This is a genomic window from Streptomyces sp. NPDC005202, assembly GCF_040608235.1.
Taxonomy (GTDB): Bacteria; Actinomycetota; Actinomycetes; order Streptomycetales; family Streptomycetaceae; genus Streptomyces.
Genome location: NZ_JBEXHW010000019.1, coordinates 21,957 through 41,586 on the forward strand (window position 1 = coordinate 21,957; position 19,630 = coordinate 41,586).

14 protein-coding genes and 3 pseudogenes are annotated in these 19,630 nt (G+C 69.4%); 11 read left to right on the forward strand and 6 right to left on the reverse strand.

From position 1 onward, the window contains the following. Positions 1-3: 3 nt before the first annotated feature. Both ABZV31_RS24405 and ABZV31_RS24410 read right to left on the reverse strand, forming a co-directional pair. Positions 4-1,226: pseudogene (locus ABZV31_RS24405) on the reverse strand (hypothetical protein); the annotation flags it as partial. Between the two features lie 17 nt (positions 1,227-1,243). Continuing rightward, positions 1,244-2,106, reverse strand: a pseudogene (locus ABZV31_RS24410) (VCBS repeat-containing protein); the annotation flags it as partial. 132 nt (positions 2,107-2,238) lie between these two features. Here ABZV31_RS24410 and ABZV31_RS24415 point away from each other — a divergent pair. Continuing rightward, complete coding sequence (locus ABZV31_RS24415) at positions 2,239-2,565, forward strand: antibiotic biosynthesis monooxygenase (protein WP_355897542.1); 327 nt, start codon at positions 2,239-2,241, stop codon at positions 2,563-2,565. A 163-nt stretch (positions 2,566-2,728) separates the two neighbouring features. Here the strand turns inward: ABZV31_RS24415 and ABZV31_RS24420 are convergent, their stop codons facing one another. Beyond that, complete coding sequence (locus ABZV31_RS24420) at positions 2,729-5,005, reverse strand: (Fe-S)-binding protein (RefSeq protein ID WP_355897545.1); 2,277 nt, start codon at positions 5,003-5,005, stop codon at positions 2,729-2,731. Between the two features lie 197 nt (positions 5,006-5,202). Between ABZV31_RS24420 and ABZV31_RS24425 the strand changes: the two genes are divergently transcribed. The 5 genes from ABZV31_RS24425 to ABZV31_RS24445 all read left to right on the forward strand — a co-directional run bounded on the left by ABZV31_RS24425 (position 5,203) and on the right by ABZV31_RS24445 (position 10,795). Next, positions 5,203-6,471 (forward strand): MraY family glycosyltransferase, encoded by a 1,269-nt coding sequence (locus ABZV31_RS24425; RefSeq protein WP_355897548.1) that lies wholly within the window; start codon positions 5,203-5,205, stop codon positions 6,469-6,471. 93 nt (positions 6,472-6,564) lie between these two features. Then, positions 6,565-8,409 (forward strand): molecular chaperone DnaK, encoded by a 1,845-nt coding sequence (dnaK, locus tag ABZV31_RS24430; RefSeq protein WP_355897551.1) that lies wholly within the window; start codon positions 6,565-6,567, stop codon positions 8,407-8,409. After that, on the forward strand, positions 8,406-9,128 hold the full coding sequence (gene grpE, locus ABZV31_RS24435) for a nucleotide exchange factor GrpE (RefSeq protein ID WP_355897554.1): 723 nt from the start codon (positions 8,406-8,408) through the stop codon (positions 9,126-9,128). Before dnaK ends, grpE begins: the two co-directional genes overlap by 4 nt. 39 nt (positions 9,129-9,167) lie before the next feature. Next, complete coding sequence (dnaJ, locus tag ABZV31_RS24440) at positions 9,168-10,337, forward strand: molecular chaperone DnaJ (protein ID WP_355897557.1); 1,170 nt, start codon at positions 9,168-9,170, stop codon at positions 10,335-10,337. 5 nt (positions 10,338-10,342) lie between these two features. Further along, positions 10,343-10,795 (forward strand): helix-turn-helix domain-containing protein, encoded by a 453-nt coding sequence (locus ABZV31_RS24445; protein ID WP_355897750.1) that lies wholly within the window; start codon positions 10,343-10,345, stop codon positions 10,793-10,795. Between the two features lie 138 nt (positions 10,796-10,933). Here the strand turns inward: ABZV31_RS24445 and ABZV31_RS24450 are convergent. Then, positions 10,934-11,502, reverse strand: a pseudogene (locus ABZV31_RS24450) (PA14 domain-containing protein); the annotation flags it as partial. A 295-nt stretch (positions 11,503-11,797) separates the two neighbouring features. Between ABZV31_RS24450 and ABZV31_RS24455 the strand changes: the two are divergent. Further along, positions 11,798-12,904 carry a substrate-binding domain-containing protein gene (locus tag ABZV31_RS24455; RefSeq protein ID WP_355897753.1) on the forward strand — a complete coding sequence of 369 codons (1,107 nt, stop codon included), beginning with the start codon at positions 11,798-11,800 and terminating at the stop codon, positions 12,902-12,904. A gap of 586 nt (positions 12,905-13,490) precedes the next feature. Next, entirely contained in the window at positions 13,491-14,414 is a 924-nt protein-coding gene (locus ABZV31_RS24460) for a helix-turn-helix transcriptional regulator (protein WP_355897560.1), read from the forward strand. Positions 14,415-14,452: 38 nt separating this feature from the next. Here ABZV31_RS24460 and ABZV31_RS24465 read toward each other — a convergent pair whose 3' ends face one another. Then, positions 14,453-15,550 carry a helix-turn-helix transcriptional regulator gene (locus tag ABZV31_RS24465; RefSeq protein ID WP_355897563.1) on the reverse strand — a complete coding sequence of 366 codons (1,098 nt, stop codon included), beginning with the start codon at positions 15,548-15,550 and terminating at the stop codon, positions 14,453-14,455. Positions 15,551-15,666: 116 nt separating this feature from the next. On the opposite strand from ABZV31_RS24465, the gene ABZV31_RS24470 reads away from it, so the two are divergent. Beyond that, a complete protein-coding gene (locus tag ABZV31_RS24470) occupies positions 15,667-15,852 on the forward strand; it encodes a hypothetical protein (protein WP_355897756.1) in 186 nt (61 codons plus the stop codon). Beyond that, positions 15,849-16,184 (forward strand): hypothetical protein, encoded by a 336-nt coding sequence (locus ABZV31_RS24475; RefSeq protein WP_355897566.1) that lies wholly within the window; start codon positions 15,849-15,851, stop codon positions 16,182-16,184. Before ABZV31_RS24470 ends, ABZV31_RS24475 begins: the two co-directional genes overlap by 4 nt. Before the next feature lie 148 nt (positions 16,185-16,332). On the opposite strand, the gene ABZV31_RS24480 is transcribed toward ABZV31_RS24475, so the two are convergent. Continuing rightward, positions 16,333-16,749 (reverse strand): TIGR03618 family F420-dependent PPOX class oxidoreductase, encoded by a 417-nt coding sequence (locus ABZV31_RS24480; RefSeq protein WP_355897569.1) that lies wholly within the window; start codon positions 16,747-16,749, stop codon positions 16,333-16,335. Positions 16,750-16,880: 131 nt separating this feature from the next. Between ABZV31_RS24480 and clpB the strand changes: the two genes are divergently transcribed. Continuing rightward, on the forward strand, positions 16,881-19,478 hold the full coding sequence (gene clpB, locus ABZV31_RS24485) for an ATP-dependent chaperone ClpB (RefSeq protein WP_355897759.1): 2,598 nt from the start codon (positions 16,881-16,883) through the stop codon (positions 19,476-19,478). Positions 19,479-19,630 lie beyond the last annotated feature (152 nt).

Genomic DNA, 19,630 nt, shown 5'->3' on the forward strand with positions numbered 1-19,630 from the left:
GGTTCAGCCGGCGGAGTCCAGCCGGCGAAGTTCAGTCGGCGGAGTCCAGCCGGCGAAGTTCGCGCCGAAGTACGGCGTGCCCGTCGTCGAGATGCCCGAGTCGCCCGGCCAGATGCTGCGTGCGCCGGTCGTGGTGATCTTCGTGCCGTTGGACGGCAGGTAGGTGACCGCGTCGTCGCCGCTGTTCTCGGCCGAGCCCGCGATCAGGTCCGCCTTGCCGTCGCCGGTGACGTCGCCGAGCTTGACGTCCAGGCCGAGGTTGTCGTCCTTCTCGTCGTTGCCGCGGACGCCCGGGTCGTTCTGCCCGAAGGCCTGGGCGCCGGAGGTGCTGATGCCGTACGCCGAGCCGTAGAGGACGGTGAGCATGCCGGTGTTGGCGACGCCGTTCAGGTTCTCGCCGGGGGCGCCGATCACCAGGTCCAGGTACTTGTCGCCGTTGATGTCGCCGAGGTCCAGCTCGTAGCCGAAGTTGTCGCTCTTCTCCGAGCTGCCGGGGACGCCCGCCGTGTCCTGGGTGATGCCGGTGGCCGAGCCGGGGCCGCTCGCCGTGCCGTAGGTGATCCAGACCTTGCCGCCCTTGGCGGCGTCGGGGATCGTCGTGCCGTCGCTCGTGGTGGAGTCCCACTCGGCGCCGCTGACGATGTCGCCGTAGCCGTCGCCGTGATGTCGCCGATCGCGGTGATGATGCCGGGCTTGAGGGCCTTGGCGGACGCCGTGCTCAGGCCGCTCGGCGTGCCGGGCACCCAGTAGTTGCGGTTCCAGCCGTACTCGGTCTCGGTCTCCAAGCCGTCGACCACCAGGTCGGTACGGCCGTCGCCGTTGACGTCGCCGGCGGTCAGGTTCAGGGCGCCGATGCCGTCGCCGGAGTAGACCGGGGGCTTGATCGTGTAGTGGCCGTCGGCCGTGCCGGACGAGTTGAAGCCGCCCTTGAAGACGTAGATCGTGGAGTGGTTGCTGCCCACGGCCAGGAAGCGGCCCCAGTTGTCGTGGGCGGACGGGGCCGGGTCGGCGACGGTGACACCCTTGCCGGTGATGCCGGACGCCGAGCCCCACAGGATGGCGACGCCGCCGCCGTCGACGTCGTTGCCGACGTCCTCGCCCGGGGAGCCGACGGCGAGGTCGTCGTAGCCGTCGTGGTTGAAGTCGGCGTACGCCGAGTCGGAGCCGAACGCGTCGCCGGTCTCGGCGGTGCCGGGGTTGCCGGCCGTGTCCTGGCTGATCGTGGAGCCGTGGCCGTCGCGCTGAAGCGGCCCAGGGCCACGTCGACGCCGGCCGGGAGGACGGTGCCGGCGCGGGTGGGCCCGTTGGGGCCGCCGAGGAGCACTGCAGACGTGGCGGTGCCCTCCGTCGCACGGACCACGAGGTCGTCGTATCCGTCGCGGTCGACGTCGGCCGCCGGGCCGGTGGGGACCTCGCCGGGGGACGGGATCGGGGCGCCGGCCGCGCGCGGGGCCCCCGTACGGCTGAACGGGCCCCGCAGAAAGCTGAGTCGGCCTCCTGAGGCGTGGACGACGAGGTCCTTTGCGCCGTCGCCGTCGAAGTCGCCGCACACCGGCTGGTCGGGCCAGTCGTTGCAGAAACGGGCCCGGGCGGGGACGGCGAGCTGCACGGCGCGGCCGGTCAGACCGTCGGGGGAGCCGAAGAGGATCTGCAGCGGTACGGGCGGCTGCCCCTGCCCGTCGTACGGCGGGTCGGTGGACACCACCAGGTCGGTGAAGCCGTCCCTGTCCAGGTCGCAGCTCGCCTCCGCGTCGAAGACGGCGGGGAGCCGGCCCTTCGTGCGGGCCGCGTTCCTCGGCGGGCTCAGCAACTGCCGGGCGCCGGGGTGAGTCCGTGCGGGCCGCCGTAGACGACGCCGATGCCGGCGTTGTCGGCGTGGCTCTGCTCCTTCACCAGGTCGTTGAGGACGAGATCGCGGTGGCCGTCGCCGTTGAAGTCGTCGGGGGTCCTGCTGCCCGTGCCGCGCGGGACGGGGAGTCGAGCCGGGGCGCTGGCGGCCTTTACGGGCTGGTGACCGGCTCCGGCGTCCGTGGCCGGCCCGCAAGCGGCGAGCAGCAGCAGGCAGCCCACGGTCGCCGTTCCCGTCCCGCCTCTTCGCACGCGCATCGTTGACCTCGCCAGGACCAGGGACAACAACCCCGTCATGATGCACGTGTTCGAGTGGTGCGACAGCCGATGTCGGCCACGGGCCTGGGGTGTCCTGGTGGGCTCTGCGGCGGCACCGGGCAGGATGGGACCATGAGCGTAGTCAAGATCAACGTACTGACCGTGCCGGCCGAGCAGCGGGAGACGCTGGAGAAGCGCTTCGCCTCCCGCGCCCATGCCGTGGAGAACTCCGACGGGTTCGAGTGGTTCGAACTCCTCCGCCCGGTCGAGGGCACCGACACCTACCTGGTCTACACGCGGTGGCGTGACGAGGAGTCGTTCCAGGCCTGGCTCGAGGGCCCGATGAAGGCCGCGCACCAGGGCGTCGGCGAGGGAGGGGAACGGCCCCGGCCCGCGGCCACCGACTCCACCCTGTGGTCCTTCGAGGTGGTGCAGCAGGCAGGGCCGAAGAGCGCATAAGAAGGGCGCAGGAGGGCACGAACGCACAGGCGCACAAGCGCATAACGCCAGGGCGCGAGAAGAGCCCCCAAGAAAAGCGCCAAGCAGTGCCGTAACGCACAGCGACGCCCCCGTGCTGCCAAGGCAGGGCACGGGGGCGTCGGTGGTGTCCAGGCGGTGCCGGTTACTTCACCGGCTCCGGCTCCGGCTCGCTCTCGGACGCGGCCGCGCCCGCCGGGGGCTCGTCGTCGACCGGTGTCTTGACGGAGTCGAGGAGGAGCTGGGCGACGTCGACGACCTGGATGGACTCCTTGGCCTTGCCGTCGTTCTTCTTGCCGTTGACCGAGTCGGTCAGCATGACCAGGCAGAACGGGCAGGCGGTGGAGACGATGTCCGGGTTGAGCGAAAGAGCCTCGTCGACGCGCTCGTTGTTGATGCGCTTGCCGATCCGCTCCTCCATCCACATCCGCGCACCACCGGCGCCGCAGCAGAAGCCGCGCTCCTTGTGGCGGTGCATCTCCTCGTTGCGCAGGCCCGGGACCTTGCCGATGATCTCGCGCGGCGGCGTGTAGATCTTGTTGTGGCGGCCCAGGTAGCACGGGTCGTGGTAGGTGATGATGCCCTCGACCGGGGTGACCGGGATCAGCTTGCCCTCGTCGACGAGGTGCTGGAGCAGCTGGGTGTGGTGGATGACCTCGTAGTCGCCGCCGAGCTGCGGGTACTCGTTGCCGAGGGTGTTGAGGCAGTGCGGGCAGGTGGCGACGATCTTCTTCGCCGACTTCGGCTTCTTCGTCTCCGGGTCGTCGTCGTCCTCGCCGAACGCCATGTTCAGCGCGGCCACGTTCTCCATGCCGAGCTCCTGGAACAGGGGCTCGTTGCCGAGGCGGCGGGCGGAGTCACCGGTGCACTTCTCGTCGCCGCCCATGATCGCGAACTTGACGCCCGCGATGTGCAGCAGCTCGGCGAAGGCCTTGGTGGTCTTCTTCGCGCGGTCCTCCAGGGCGCCGGCGCAGCCGACCCAGTACAGGTACTCGACCTCGGACAGGTCCTCGATGTCCCTGCCGACCACCGGCACCTCGAAGTCGACCTCCTTGGTCCACTCCAGGCGCTGCTTCTTGGCCAGGCCCCAGGGGTTGCCCTTCTTCTCCAGGTTCTTGAGCATCGTGCCCGCCTCGGACGGGAACGCCGACTCGATCATCACCTGGTAGCGGCGCATGTCGACGATGTGGTCGACGTGCTCGATGTCCACCGGGCACTGCTCGACGCAGGCGCCGCAGGTGGTGCAGGACCACAGAACGTCCGGGTCGATGACGCCGTTCTCCTCGACGGTGCCGATCAGCGGGCGCTCGGCCTCCGCCAGCGCGGCCACCGGGACGTCCTTCAGCTGCTCGGCCGAGGCCTTCTCCTCGCCCTCCATGGTCTTGCCGCCGCCGGCCAGCAGGTACGGGGCCTTGGCGTGCGCGTGGTCCCGGAGGGACATGATCAGCAGCTTGGGGGAGAGCGGCTTGCCGGTGTTCCAGGCCGGGCACTGCGACTGGCAGCGGCCGCACTCGGTGCAGGTGGAGAAGTCCAGCAGGCCCTTCCAGGAGAACTGCTCTACCTGGGAGACACCGAAGACGTCGTCCTCGCCCGGGTCGGTGAAGTCGATCGGCTTGCCGCCGGAGGTCATCGGCTGGAGGGCGCCGAGGGCCGTGCCGCCGTCGCTCTCCCGCTTGAACCAGATGTTCGGGAAGGCCAGGAAGCGGTGCCAGGCCACACCCATGTCCGTCTTCAGCGAGACCGTGATCATCCAGACGAAGGACGTCCCGATCTTGATCATCGCAACGAGGTAGGTGAGGTTCTGCAGCGTGGAAAGGCTGAGCCCCTTGAAAGCCGTGACCAGCGGGTACGAGACCAGGTACGACGCCTCGTAGCCCTCGACGTGGTGCAGGGTGCCCTCGAGGCCACGCAGCATGAGGATCGCGATGCCGATGATGAGGATGACGGCCTCGACGAAGTAGGCCTGGCCGATATTGGAGCCCGCGAACCGCGACTTGCGGCCCGGGCGGTCCGGCCGCGACAGCTGGCGGATCACGATGAGCGTGAGGATGCCGAGCGTGGTGAGCAGGCCGACGAGCTCGGTGAAGATCTCGTACGGCGGCCAGTCACCGATGACCGGGATGTACCAGTCGGCCTGGAAGAGCTGGCCGAAGGCGTTGACCAGGGTCAGGATCAGGGTGAAGAAGCCCACCGCCACGAACCAGTGCGCCACGCCGACGATGCCCCAGCGGTTCATGCGGGTGTGGCCGAGGAACTCCTTGACCACGGTGAGGGTGCGCTGCTTGGGGTTGTCGGTGCGGGTGCCCGCGGGCACGTTCTGTCCGAGCCGCACGAAGCGGTAGATCTGACCGATGGCTCGGGCGAACAGCGCCACGCCGACCACGGCCAGGACCAGCGACACGATGATCGCGGCGAGTTGCATGGGGGCTCCTCGGGCCTGCGAGGTGGTTCTTCGAGGGGAAATTACTAAGCGGTAACTTATGCAGTCCGTCTGAGACTACCCCCATCTTCCGTCGCAATGTAGCCGCGTGGTCGGTGATCTGCGTCGCTGAGGGTTGCCTGAGGATCCGATCGTGTTATTCACACCCAATCGTCCCATTCACCCCTAATTTAAGAACCGTGCTCTACGGGATCGTCACCGCCACCACCGCCCTCTTCCTCGCCGCCCTGCTTTCGGCGCTCCTCCGGGTGCCCGCGCTGCGGCTCGGGCTCGTCGACCGGCGGCGGGTGCGGCCGGTGCCGCTGCTCGGCGGCGTGGCTGTGGTGGTCACCACCTGTCTGGTCGCGGCGGCCGGAGGCTGGACGGGCGCCGCCCCGCTCGGCGACTGGGTCGGAAAGCTGCTGGCCGCGGGCGCGGGGGTCGCTGTTCTCGGGCTGGCCGCGGACGTGTGGCGGCTCAAGACGCGGTTCCTGCTCGTCGGTACGGCCGTCGCGGCGGCCTTCGTGGTGCCGTACGACGAGACCGGGCTGCCCGCGGGGATCCTCGCCGTGGTCTGGATCGCCTGCGTGGCCGCCGCCTTCCGGGGGCTGGACCACGCGGACGGCCTGGCGGGCACGGTGGGGGTGCTCACCGCCTTCGGGGCGGGTGCGTGCGCGGCGGTGGAGGTGATGGACGACCTGGCGGTGCTGCTGAGCGTGCTGGCCGCCGCCCTCACCGGCTTCCTGATGCACAACTGGCATCCCGCGCGGACCACGTTCGGGGCCTGCGGCTCCCTGTTCACCGGCTTCGTGGTCGCCTCGGCGGCCGTGCTCACCCGCACCGGGTACGACCCGGTCTCCAGTGCGGCCGTGCTGTTCGCGCTCACCGCGACGGCGGTCGCCGACGCCGTCCTCGTCGTCCTCTCCCGGCGGCTGGCCGGGCGCCCGGTGCTGCGCCGCGGCCCCGACCACCTCGCGCACCGGCTGCGCCGGCTCGGGCTCACCCCGCAGGGCACGACCGTCCTGCTCGGCATCGGCACCTTCTCCGCGGTACTCGTCGGCGTGCTCGTGCACACGGGATGGCTGACGCGGACGAGCGTGCTGTGGGTGGCCGGCGCGACCCTGGTCGTCGTCCTCGGACTGCTGCGGGTGCCGGTGTACGGCCTGAGGCGCCCGACCGAGGTCCGCACCACCCGACGGCACACCGATGTCCACGGCACCCGGCGTCAAGCCGATCCTTACGGCACCCGCCGCCAACCCGATCCTTACGGCACCCGCCGCCAACCCGATCCCTACGGCACTCGGCGCCAACCCGATCCTTACGGCACCCGCCGCCAACCCGATTCCGACGGCCTCCGACGTCAACCCGATTCCGACGGCCTCCGACGTCAACCCGATTTTCCCGCGAGGCCTCCCCGGCAGTCCACATCCCCGCAGGTCAGCGCGCCCTTGCGTGTACGGGATGGATAAGAGTTGAGCCGGGTTGACTCAGCTCTGTTGACCACGGAGTGAGCCTCAGGCACACTTGAGTCCGTTCCACTCAAGTCAGCTGGAGGAATCACAATGGCACGTGCGGTCGGCATCGACCTGGGCACGACTAACTCCGTCGTCAGCGTTCTGGAGGGCGGCGAGCCCACCGTCATCACCAACGCCGAGGGCGCCAGGACCACGCCGTCCGTCGTCGCCTTCGCCAAGAACGGCGAGGTGCTGGTCGGCGAGGTGGCCAAGCGCCAGGCCGTCACCAACGTGGATCGGACCATCCGGTCGGTCAAGCGCCACATGGGCACCGACTGGAAGATCAAGATTGACGACAAGGAGTTCAACCCGCAGCAGATCAGCGCGTTCGTGCTGCAGAAGCTGAAGCGGGACGCCGAGGCCTACCTGGGCGAGAAGGTGACCGACGCGGTCATCACCGTCCCGGCGTACTTCAACGACGCCGAGCGTCAGGCCACCAAGGAGGCCGGTGAGATCGCCGGTCTGAACGTGCTCCGTATCGTCAACGAGCCGACCGCGGCCGCCCTGGCCTACGGCCTGGAGAAGGACGACCAGACCATCCTGGTCTTCGACCTCGGCGGCGGCACCTTCGACGTCTCGCTGCTGGAGATCGGCGACGGCGTGGTCGAGGTGAAGGCCACCAACGGTGACAACCACCTCGGTGGTGACGACTGGGACCAGCGCATCGTCGACTACCTGGTCAAGCAGTTCCAGTCCGGCCACGGCGTGGACCTCTCCAAGGACAAGATGGCCCTCCAGCGCCTCCGTGAGGCCGCGGAGAAGGCCAAGATCGAGCTGTCCTCGTCCACCGAGACCTCGATCAACCTGCCGTACATCACCGCCTCGGCCGAGGGCCCGCTGCACCTGGACGAGAAGCTCACCCGGGCGCAGTTCCAGCAGCTGACGGCCGACCTGCTGGAGCGCTGCAAGACGCCGTTCCACAACGTCATCAAGGACGCCGGCATCTCCATCAACGACATCGACCACGTCGTGCTCGTCGGTGGCTCCACCCGTATGCCCGCGGTCGCCGAGCTCGTCAAGGAGCTGACCGGCGGCAAGGAGGCCAACAAGGGTGTGAACCCGGACGAGGTCGTCGCCATCGGCGCCTCGCTCCAGGCCGGTGTCCTCAAGGGCGAGGTCAAGGACGTCCTGCTGCTCGACGTCACCCCGCTGTCCCTCGGCATCGAGACCAAGGGCGGCATCATGACCAAGCTCATCGAGCGCAACACCACGATCCCGACCAAGCGCTCGGAGATCTTCACCACGGCCGAGGACAACCAGCCGTCGGTGCAGATCCAGGTCTACCAGGGCGAGCGTGAGATCGCGGCCTACAACAAGAAGCTCGGCATGTTCGAGCTGACCGGTCTGCCGCCGGCGCCGCGCGGTGTCCCGCAGATCGAGGTGTCCTTCGACATCGACGCCAACGGCATCATGCACGTCACGGCGAAGGACCTCGGCACCGGCAAGGAGCAGAAGATGACCGTCACCGGCGGCTCCTCGCTCCCGAAGGAAGAGGTCGACCGCATGCGCGAGGAGGCCGAGCGCTACGCGGAGGAGGACCACAAGCGCCGCGAGGCCGCCGAGGCCCGCAACCAGGGCGAGCAGCTCGTCTACCAGACCGAGAAGTTCCTCAAGGACAACGAGGACAAGGTCCCCGGCGAGATCAAGACCGAGGTCGAGGCCGCCGTCGCCGAGCTGAAGGAGAAGCTCAAGGGCGAGGACACCGCCGAGATCCGCACCGCCACGGAGAAGGTCGCGGCCGTCTCCCAGAAGCTCGGCCAGGCCATGTACGCCGACGCCCAGGCCGCGCAGGCCGCCGGCGGCGCCTCCGCCGGTGCCTCCGAGGCCAAGGCCGACGACGACGTCGTGGACGCCGAGATCGTCGACGACGAGCGGAAGGACGGTGCCGCGTGACGGAGGAGACCCCGGGCTTCGACGAGCAGCAGCAGGCTCAGCAGAGCCAGCAGCAGCCGCCGCAGCAGCCCGACGTCCCCTCCGGCGCCACCTCTGACGACGCCGAGCCGAAGGCCGCCTCCCCCTCCCCGGAGGAGGGGGCGGCCCCGGCCGGGGACGCGGCTCAGCTGGCCGCCCTGACGGCCCAGCTGGACCAGGTGCGCACGGCGCTCAACGAGCGCACGGCGGACCTCCAGCGGCTGCAGGCCGAGTTCCAGAACTACCGCCGCCGGGTCGAGCGCGACCGGGTCGCGGTCAAGGAGATCGCCGTCGCGAACCTCCTGACCGAGCTCCTGCCCGTGCTCGACGACATCGGGCGCGCGCGGGAACATGGCGAACTGGTGGGCGGTTTCAAGTCCGTCGGCGAGTCGCTGGAGACCGTGGCGGCGAAGTTGGGGCTGCAGCAGTTCGGCAAGGAGGGCGAGCCCTTCGACCCGACGATCCACGAGGCCTTGATGCACAGTTACGCACCGGACGTCACGGAGACGACGTGCGTGGCGATTCTGCAGCCCGGGTATCGGATCGGCGAGCGCACCATCCGCCCCGCGCGGGTGGCGGTGGCCGAGCCTCAGCCGGGCGCCCAGACGGTCAAGCCGGCGGACGAGACCGGCGCGGCCGACGCGACCAAGGCAGCGGAGCAGGCCGAGGACAAGGAGAACGGTGGCCCGGAGGAGGGCTGACGTAGAGACGAACGACGCAGGAGAGGAGGGACGTCGAGGATGAGCACCAAGGACTTCATCGAGAAGGACTACTACAAGGTCCTCGGCGTCCCCAAGGACGCCACCGAGGCCGAGATCAAGAAGGCGTACCGGAAGCTCGCCCGCGAGTTCCACCCGGACGCCAACAAGGGCAACGCCAAGGCCGAGGAGCGCTTCAAGGAGATCTCCGAGGCGAACGACGTCCTCGGTGATCCCAAGAAGCGCAAGGAGTACGACGAGGCCCGCGCCCTCTTCGGCAACGGCGGCTTCCGCCCGGGGCCGGGTGCCGGCGGCGGCTCCTTCAACTTCGACCTGGGCGACCTCTTCGGAGGCGGCGCCCAGGGCGGGGGCAGCTTCGGCGGCGGACTCGGTGACGTCTTCGGGGGCCTGTTCAACCGCGGCGGTACGGGCACCGCGCGGACCCAGCCCCGGCGCGGCCAGGACATCGAGTCCGAGGTCACGCTGAGCTTCACGGAGGCCATCGAGGGCGCCACGGTGCCGCTGCGCATGTCCAGCCAGCAGCCGTGCAAGGCCTGTTCGGGCACCGGCGACAAGAACGGCACGCCGCGCGTGTGCCCGACCTGCGTCGGCACCGGCCAGGTGGCGCGCGGCTCGGGCGGCGGGTTCTCGCTGACGGACCCCTGCCCGGACTGCAAGGGCCGTGGGCTGATCGCGGAGAACCCGTGTGAAGTCTGCAAGGGCTCGGGGCGCGCCAAGTCGTCCCGGACGATGCAGGTGCGCATTCCCGCGGGCGTCTCCGACGGCCAGCGCATCCGGCTGCGCGGCAAGGGTGCACCGGGCGAGCGGGGCGGACCGGCCGGCGACCTGTACGTCGTCGTGCACGTCGCCGCGCACCCGGTCTTCGGCCGCAAGGGCGACAACCTCACCGTCACCGTCCCGGTGACGTTCGCGGAGGCCGCCCTCGGCGGTGAGGTCCGCGTGCCGACCCTCGGTGGACCGCCGGTGACGCTGAAGCTGCCCCCGGGCACGCCGAACGGCCGTACGATGCGGGCCCGGGGCAAGGGCGCGGTCCGTAAGGACGGCACTCGCGGCGACCTGCTGGTCACCGTCGAGGTGAGTGTCCCCAAGGACCTGTCGGGGAAGGCTCGTGACGCGCTCGAGGCGTATCGCGAGGCGACCGCGGGCGAGGACCCGCGGGCGGAGCTGTTCGAGGCCGCGAAGGGAGCATGAGTGAGATGGACGGCCGCCGTCGCAACCCGTACGAACTGACGGAAGACACACCGGTGTACGTCATCTCGGTGGCCGCCCAGCTATCCGGACTGCACCCGCAGACACTCCGTCAGTACGACAGGCTGGGCCTGGTCTCCCCGGACCGCACCGCAGGGCGGGGCCGTCGTTACTCGGCCCGCGACATCGAACTGCTGCGCCAGGTGCAGCAGTTGTCGCAGGACGAGGGCATCAACCTCGCCGGCATCAAGCGGATCATCGAACTGGAGAACCAGGTCGCCGCGCTCCAGTCCCGCGTCGCGGAGCTGGAAGCGGCCCTGGACGGCGCGGCGGCCGCCATGCGTCAGCGCGAGGCCGCCGTCCACGCCTCCTACCGCCGGGACCTGGTCCCGTACCAGGAGGTCCAGCAGACCAGCGCGCTGGTGGTGTGGCGCCCGAAGCGGCAGCAGCAGGCGGACTGACGCGTACGCGAGTGGAACAGGGGCCCGGAGGTTCGGCGAACCTCCGGGCCTTTTGGGCTGTGCGCTCGTACCCTGTGCGCTCGTGCCCGGGCGGACCAAGCGGGGCGTGAGCGCGGTGTGATCACGGTTCCAGGATCAGGAGAGCACGGCCTGCGCGGTGGCGACGTCGTACCGCCCGGTCACCTTCGTGGGCACCAGCGGCCTGACCTTGTCGACGTCGGCGGAGGTGCGTGGCCTGTAGTCGAAGGTGACGTTCGCCGTGCCGATCCAGTTGACGAAGTCCACGCGCAAGGTGTGCCTGCCCGATGGGACGGTGAGGTTGACGGTCTTCTTCACCGTCGACTACACGTTCTTCCACAGGTCGACCTTGCGGGTGCTGTCCAGATACATCCGTATGCCGTCCCGGGCGGTCACCGGCAGCGCGAACGGACCGCCGAAGCCGAAGTCCCGGGTCACCTTCCAGCGGACCCGAAGTTGTCCTTGGGCAGGCCCGAAGCGGGGGCGCCCGTGCCCCAGTTCCGATCGATAACGGAGTCGCAGTCCGTCTTCTTCGGAGTGCCGGAAAACGTGGTGTTCGCGTGGAACTGCCGCTGGTAGACGGGCGGGCTGCAGGTTGTCGCCGCGGACGCGGGTGTGGCGGTCGTGAGCAGACCGCAGGCGGCGGTGAGCACGAGGGCCGCGGCCGTCGTGCCTCTGGCTGGGATCATTCGGTCCTCTGGTCGGGATCGGAACGGCTGAGCGAGGCTGCCATGATCACGACTCGCGAGGAATGGCGTTGGTTGTACGGATCTTTGCCCGCCGATTAACTGCCATTGGGTGGAGGGTCCGTAAAGAGCGTTTGGAGAGTATTCTGCAGTGCCTTCACATCGGAAGCGGAGCGTGGTGTTGTCATCTCGTTAAGTGGTTTCCCTTGACGCCGGTGGGCGCCTCCGCGTTGGCTTTTCAGTCACCTGGGCCCAATGCTGCGCCCACGTCCGGAAGGCACCAGAAGTGAGCACCTCCATGCGTCGTATCGCCATAGCCGTGGCCGCGCCCACGCTGACCCTTTCGCTGACCGCCTGTGGCGCGCTCGGTGTGTCAGGAAGCAGCAGCGATGCGAGCCCGACCAAGGGCAACGACATGACGGTGGGTCTGCTGCTGCCGGAGACGGCGAACACGCGGTACGACAAGTTCGACTACCCCATCATCAAGGAGCGCATCGCCGCCCTCACCAGGAACCAGGGCCGGGTGGAGTACGCCAACGCCGCCGCGGACGCGGCGAAGCAGGCCGACCAGATGCAGAAGATGATCGACGACAAGGTCGACATCATCCTGCTCGACGCGGTCGACTCGCACGCCATCGCCGGCGAGGTGAAGAAGGCCAAGGACGCGGGCATCCCGGTCATCGCCTACGACCGGCTGTCCGAGGGCCCGATCGACGCCTACATCTCCTTCGACAACGAACTGGTCGGCGAGGTGCAGGGCCGGGCCCTGCTCGAGAAGCTGGGCCCGGGCGTCGACACCTCCGACAAGATCGTCATGATGAACGGCTCGCCCACCGACCCGAACGCCAAGCAGTTCAAGCAGGGCGCCCTCTCCGAGCTCAACGGCAAGGTGACGATCGCCAAGTCCTACGACACCAAGGACTGGAAGCCGGAGAACGCCCAGGCCAACATGACCGAGGCGATCAACGAGATCGGCAGGAGCAACATCGTCGGCGTCTACGCGGCCAACGACGGCATGGCGGGCGGCGTCATCAAGGCCCTCAAAGCCGCGGGCGTCACCAACCTGCCGCCGGTCACCGGTCAGGACGCCGAACTCGACGCCGTGCAGCGGATCGTCGCCGGCGAGCAGTACATGAGCGTGTACAAGTCCTACCCGACGGAGGCCGAGAACGCGGCCGAGATGGCCGTCGCCAAGGTCCAGGGGAAGGACATCCAGTTCGACTCCCTCACCCGGGACAAGGTCAGCAGCCCGACCAACAAGGACATCCCGGCGCAGCTCGTCTCCGTCGTCGCCCTGACCAAGAAGAACATCAAGGACACGGTCATCGCCGACGGCATCTACAAGGTGTCCGACATCTGCACCCCCAAGTACCAGTCGGCCTGCTCGGCCATCGGCCTGAAGTAGGCGCCCGCCCGGGTCCACCACGGGGCCCTCGACGGCGCCGTACGCGTACGGCGCCTCCGTCGTCTGCACGCACAACGCGAGAGGCGGCGGTGCCGCCCACTTCGCCCCCGCTGTCCTCCAGCATCCGGAAGGCCCCGGCCTCGTCCAGCACGGTCCCGTCCCACCCGTCGGCCACCGCGTAGGTGTCGAACATGTCTGCCATGAGGGGATGTTGCACGCGGCTTCCAACGCGGCGATCGCTCACGGTTTCCGGCAGCTCACGTGGTCATCGTCCGGGCCGCGGACCCGGCCCGGCGGGGGAGCCCGGCCGGTCATCTTGCTGCAATGCGACAGTCGGAGGCCGGGAGGGAACGGTCGATACCGGTGGTTTCCGGCGGTCACACCGGGGGGAGCCGTGTTGCACAGCCGGTCCGGTCCGCGCATAGTTGCGCTGCGGAAGAGGCGGAAACCGGGGGTGTGATGGGCCATGGCCGGGCACGGGACGGACGAGCATCCACACGGTGCTGACCGACTGTGCGAGGCCGGGGATCGCGTGTATTCCCGGGCCGTACGGCGGGGCCGCGTGCCGCGCCGGGACGCTGGGACGGTGCCCTGTCTGCTCGAACTGGCCCTGCTGCACCCGGACCCCGACGACATAAACTTCCTGGTGCCGACCGCACCGCAGGAGGTCATGACCCGACTGCTGCGCGGGATGTACGACGAGGTCAGCGAGAGCCACCGGCGGGTGGGCTCGGTGGTGGCGGCCTTCGAGCGGTACGCCGGCCTCGGCCGCCAGGTCCAGGTGCCGTCGGCCTCCGTGGAGGGCACAGCGATCCGCGTTCTGGACGGCCTGTCCCGCATCCAGGCCGCCATGGACGAGGCGACGGAGGCGTGCACCACCGAGGTGCTGACCGTCCAGCCCGGCGGCATCCGCCGCGAGCACGAACTGTCGGAGGGCCTGCACCGCGCCCTGGCGCTGCGCGGCCGCGGCGTCCGCATGCGCGACCTGTACACCCACGTGGCCCGGCACGGCCAGGGCCTGCTCACCTACCTGGAGCTGATGGGCGACGCGGTCGAGGCCCGCACGCTGGACGAGGTCATCGACCGACTCATCCTCTTCGACCGCACGGTCGCCTTCATCCCCGCCAACGCCGACCGCACGATGGCGCTGGAGCTGCGCCATCCGGCGCTGGTCGGGTACCTGGTCACGGTCTTCGAACGCCTCTGGCGGCTGGCGATCCCGCTGACCGCGCCGCTGCCGGACACGGGCATCGAGGGCATCTCCCACCGCGAGCAGTCCATCGCCGCGCTGCTGGCGGAGGGCCACCAGGACGCGGTCATCGCCGAACGCCTCGGCATCAGCGTGCGCACCTGCCGCGCCCACATCGCCCGCCTGTCGGAGACGCTGGGCGCGGCCAGCCGCACGCAGCTGGGCGTCCGCATCGCCCAGGCCGGCCTGGACGGGCCGCCGCGCACCTCCGAGGTGGCCTCCCTCACCGTCCCTGATCAACAATCCCCGACTGTCCGATGAGGTAGCCGCGGTGGCCGGGGCGACCGGTTCCAGTCGGCTCAGGTCGTCGACTCCCCCTGGCTTCGGTGCTCCTGGCTTCGGTGCTCCTGGCTTCGGTGCTCCTGGCTTCGGTGCTCCTGGCTTCGGTGCTTCTGCTCCAGGATCCCGGACTGGGCGATGAGATAGCCGAGTTGGGCGCGGCTGCCGCTGCCGAGGATGGCGGCGAGCTTGGCGATGTGGGCCCGGCAGGTGCGGACGTTCATCCCGAGGCGGCGGGCTATGGCCTCGTCGACGTGGCCCTCGACGAGGAGCTTCGCGATGGAGTGCTGGATGTCCGTGATGCCGCCCGGAGCGGTTTCGTACGGAGCGCCGGCGCTGAGGGGGACCGATCGGCCCCACATGAACTCGAAGACCTTGATCAGGTAGCGGACGAGGCCGGGGTGGCGAAGCTCGAGGGCGACCTGTTGGTCGTCGCGGGTGGGGATGAAGGCGACGGTCTCGTCGCAGACTATGAGGCGTTCCGCCACCTCGTCGATCGTGCGGTACTCCACCTTTCCGTTCGAGAGCTGGGATACGTAGGCCAGCTTCTCGGGGCTGTAGCGGGCCGTGTGCTGGTAGAGGGTCCGGATCCGCACGCCGCGTTCGATCAGCGGCCTGTCCCGTTCGAGTCCCTGGGTGATGCTGCGCTCGGAGAAGCGGTCGTCGCTGGGCTGGATGGTGAGCATCTCGGTGTGGCACTGGGCGGTGGCCAGGTTGAGCGCCGCGTTGATCCGTTCGCTGCCCTCCAGCACCGTGATCGAGTGGTCAGTCGTCGCGGACTGCGCGCTGAGTGCCAGGAACGGCTCAAACGTGTCCGCGAGTTGGATGGACAGCCGCCGGCGTTCCGTGATCTCCCGTTCGAGGGGGTGGAGCCGCTCGGCCAGGGCGACCGACGGGGGTACCGGGCGCAACCAGTCCGCGTCGTCGGGGTCCGGGTGGAGAAGGGCGAACTCCATCAGGCAGGGGGCGGACTCCACATCCGCACGGGCGACCCTTCCCAGGCGGAGCGCGTTCGCATAAAGTCGGCCACCTTCCTCACATAGTTCGGTCACCGCATGGGGATGCGCCGCCTTAGTCCGATTTGCCACGAAATCTCCACCCCCCAGGGTCCTGAACATGCAGGAACATGATGCATCGATCCTGTGGCCATGACGTGTCGGAATGAGCCATCGTCTTAGCCGACGGGGGGAGAGGAGACTTTCAAGTGAGGACGAAGCCGACTATGCGTAAGAGAATGCTTCGCTCGGTGCTTGTGGCCGCCTTCTTCGCCGTCGTGGCCTTCGGGGCGCTGGGTGGTCACTCCGATGCGAAGGGCGACGTTCGGGCGGACAGCCACTGGCCGGCGGTAGTGGCCGCGAGTGCCTCCGACTCGCACTGGCCGGTGTCTCCCGCAGAGGATGAAGCCGGAGAGCTGATGTGACCACACCACCCGACGACCGTTCCTTCCGCCGCGAAATGGCTACCGCCTACCGCTCCGGCTGGCACTTCATCGACCTGGTCACCGCCATCCCCCACAGTGGTGATTCGCTGATGGTGACCGTCTTCGGTGAGCCGGTCGTCGTCACGCGGGACGAGGACGGAGACGTGCGGGCGTACCGGTGTCTGCGGCGGCCTCGGGGGGCGCCGCAGCCCGTGCGGTGTGCCATCCGATACGGAATGATCTTTGTGAACCTGGACCAGCGGGACCACCGGCAGGTGGCGCCGGAACCGTCGACCCCCACGACCATCTCGGCCACCCCCCGCAGTGCCTGACGCGATTCCCCCGTCGTAACAGATCGCGCAGGTGCTTCCCCCCGCAGCGGCGTCACCGTGACCTGAACACGGTGACGCCGCTGCAGTTTTCCCCGAAACATCCGGGTATCGGCCGATTGGCTGGGTGGCCGAAAGTGGCCGTGCCCGCTCAGCCGCGTCCCAGCGCCCGCGTCAACTCGATCTCGATCACCACCCGGGACGGATTCGGCCCCGGTGTCCGCTCGTAGCGCTCGGCGTACCGCCGCTCCGCCTCCGCGATCCGCTCCGGCTCCGTCCGGACGAACGCGCGCCCCTCCAGCGTCGCCCACCGCCGCCCGTCCACCTGGCACACGGCGACCGGCGCGCCCTGCGGCCCGGCCGCCAGCACGTGCCCCACCTTCGCGCTCGCCTTGTTGGTGATCACCCGAGCCAGTCGTGCCTCCGGGTCGTATGTCACTCCGACGGGAACGACGTGCGGGGTGCCGTCGGGACGGAGGGTCGTCAGCGTGCACAGGTGCCGCTCGCGCCAGAAGCTGAGGTACGGCGCGTCGGGAGCGCCCGGGTCCAGGGAATACGTGGTGGCCATGGAGCCGGAACTTAGCCCGCCAGGGCCTCCCGCCCCACCCTTGAGTGGATTAGACTCAACTTTGTGCACGTTGATTGAGTCAGCACTGGGAGACGAGGCAGAGCGCTGACGCCAAGGAGGAGAACGCGACCGTGGACGCCGAGCTGACCAACAGGAGCCGGGACGCGATCAACGCGGCCAGCAATCGGGCCGTTACGGAGGGACACCCGGACCTCACCCCCGCCCACCTGCTCCTCGCGCTGCTCGAGGGGCGGGAGAACGAGAACATCATCGACCTGCTGGCGGCCGTCGACGCCGACCAGGCCTCCATCCGTTCCGGCGCCGAGCGCGTGCTCGCGTCGCTGCCGAGCGTGACCGGGTCCACCGTCGCGCCCCCGCAGCCCAACCGTGAGCTGCTCGCCGTGATCGCGGACGCGCAGACCCGGGCCAAGGAGCTCGGGGACGAGTACCTGTCCACCGAGCACCTGCTCATCGGCATCGCCGCGAAGGGCGGCGCGGCCGGCGAGGTGCTCGCCGGGCAGGGGGCCAGTGCGAAGAAGCTGCAGGAGGCCTTCCAGAAGGCGAGGGGAGGACGCCGGGTGACCACACCCGACCCAGAGGGCCAGTACAAGGCCCTGGAGAAGTTCGGGACCGACTTCACCGCGGCCGCCCGCGAGGGCAAGCTCGACCCGGTCATCGGCCGGGACCAGGAGATCCGCCGCGTCGTGCAGGTGCTGTCCCGCCGTACCAAGAACAACCCCGTCCTCATCGGTGAGCCCGGCGTCGGCAAGACCGCCGTCGTCGAGGGACTCGCCCAGCGGATCGTCAAGGGCGACGTGCCCGAGTCCCTCAAGGACAAGCGGCTGGTCGCCCTCGACCTCGGCGCGATGGTCGCCGGCGCGAAGTACCGCGGTGAGTTCGAGGAGCGCCTGAAGACGGTCCTGGCCGAGATCAAGGAGTCCGACGGGCAGATCATCACCTTCATCGACGAGCTGCACACCGTCGTGGGCGCCGGCGCCGGCGGCGACTCCGCCATGGACGCCGGCAACATGCTCAAGCCCATGCTCGCGCGCGGTGAGCTGCGCATGGTCGGCGCCACGACCCTGGACGAGTACCGCGAGCGGATCGAGAAGGACCCGGCGCTGGAGCGGCGCTTCCAGCAGGTGCTGGTAGCCGAGCCGAGCGTGGAGGACAGCATCGCGATCCTGCGCGGTCTGAAGGGCCGGTACGAGGCCCACCACAAGGTGCAGATCAACGACTCCGCGCTGGTGGCCGCCGCGACCCTGTCCGACCGCTACATCACCTCCCGCTTCCTGCCGGACAAGGCCATCGACCTCGTCGACGAGGCGGCCTCACGGCTGCGCATGGAGATCGACTCGTCCCCGGTCGAGATCGATGAGCTCCAGCGCGCCGTCGACCGGTTGCGGATGGAGGAGCTGGCGCTCAGCAAGGAGACCGACCAGGCCTCCAAGGAGCGGCTGGAGAAGCTGCGCCGCGACCTCGCCGACAAGGAGGAGGAGCTGCGCGGCCTGAACGCCCGCTGGGAGAAGGAGAAGCAGTCCCTCAACCGCGTCGGTGAGCTGAAGGAGAAGCTCGACGACCTGCGCGGCCAGGCCGAACGCGCCCAGCGCGACGGCGACTTCGACACCGCGTCCAAGCTGCTGTACGGCGAGATCCCGGCCGTGGAGAAGGAGCTGGAGGCCGCCTCGCAGGCCGAGGAGGTGGCCGCCAAGGACACCATGGTGAAGGAGGAGGTCGGCCCGGACGACATCGCGGACGTCGTCGCCTCCTGGACCGGGATCCCCGCCGGCCGCCTGCTGGAGGGCGAGACGCAGAAGCTGCTGCGCATGGAGGAGGAGATCGGCAAGCGGCTCATCGGCCAGACCGAGGCCGTGCGGGCCGTCTCGGACGCCGTACGCCGCAGCCGCGCGGGCATCTCGGACCCCGACCGTCCGACGGGTTCGTTCCTCTTCCTGGGCCCGACGGGCGTGGGCAAGACGGAACTGGCCAAGGCCCTGGCGGACTTCCTCTTCGACGACGAGCGGGCCATGGTCCGCATCGACATGTCGGAGTACAGCGAGAAGCACAGCGTCGCGCGGCTGGTCGGCGCCCCGCCCGGGTACGTCGGATACGAGGAGGGCGGCCAGCTGACGGAGGCGGTGCGCCGCCGCCCGTACAGCGTCGTCCTGCTCGACGAGGTGGAGAAGGCCCACCCCGAGGTCTTCGACATCCTCCTGCAGGTGCTGGACGACGGCCGCCTGACGGACGGTCAGGGCCGCACGGTCGACTTCCGCAACACCATCCTGGTGCTGACCTCGAACCTGGGCAGCCAGTATCTGGTCGACCCGATCACGAGTGAGGTGGAGAAGAAGGAGCAGGTCCTGGAGGTGGTGAGGGCCTCCTTCAAGCCGGAGTTCCTCAACCGTCTGGACGACCTGGTGGTCTTCTCGGCGCTGACGAAGGAGGAGCTGCAGCGGATCGCCCAGCTCCAGATCAACCGGCTGGCCAAGCGTCTGTCGGAGCTCCGCCTGACCCTCGAGGTCACGCCGGAGGCCCTGGCCTGGCTCGCCGACGAGGGCATGGACCCGGCCTACGGCGCCCGCCCCCTGCGCCGCCTGGTCCAGACCGCCATCGGCGACCGCCTCGCCAAGGAGATCCTCGCCGGCGAGGTCAAGGACGGCGACACGGTCCGCGTCGACCGCTTCGGCGACGGCCTCCTGGTGGGCCCGGCGACGGGCAAGACGCTGTAGACCGCGCTGCCGCTGCCGACGTACGGCCCCCTTCCCCGGTCGGCGGGGGAGGGGGCCGCGGCCTTCCTTACCGGCGGGGCCGGGGATTCCCGCCGCATCCCTGGGGGCGATGCGCCCATCCGGGTACTCGGAGCACGGCCGTCCCGGTGACC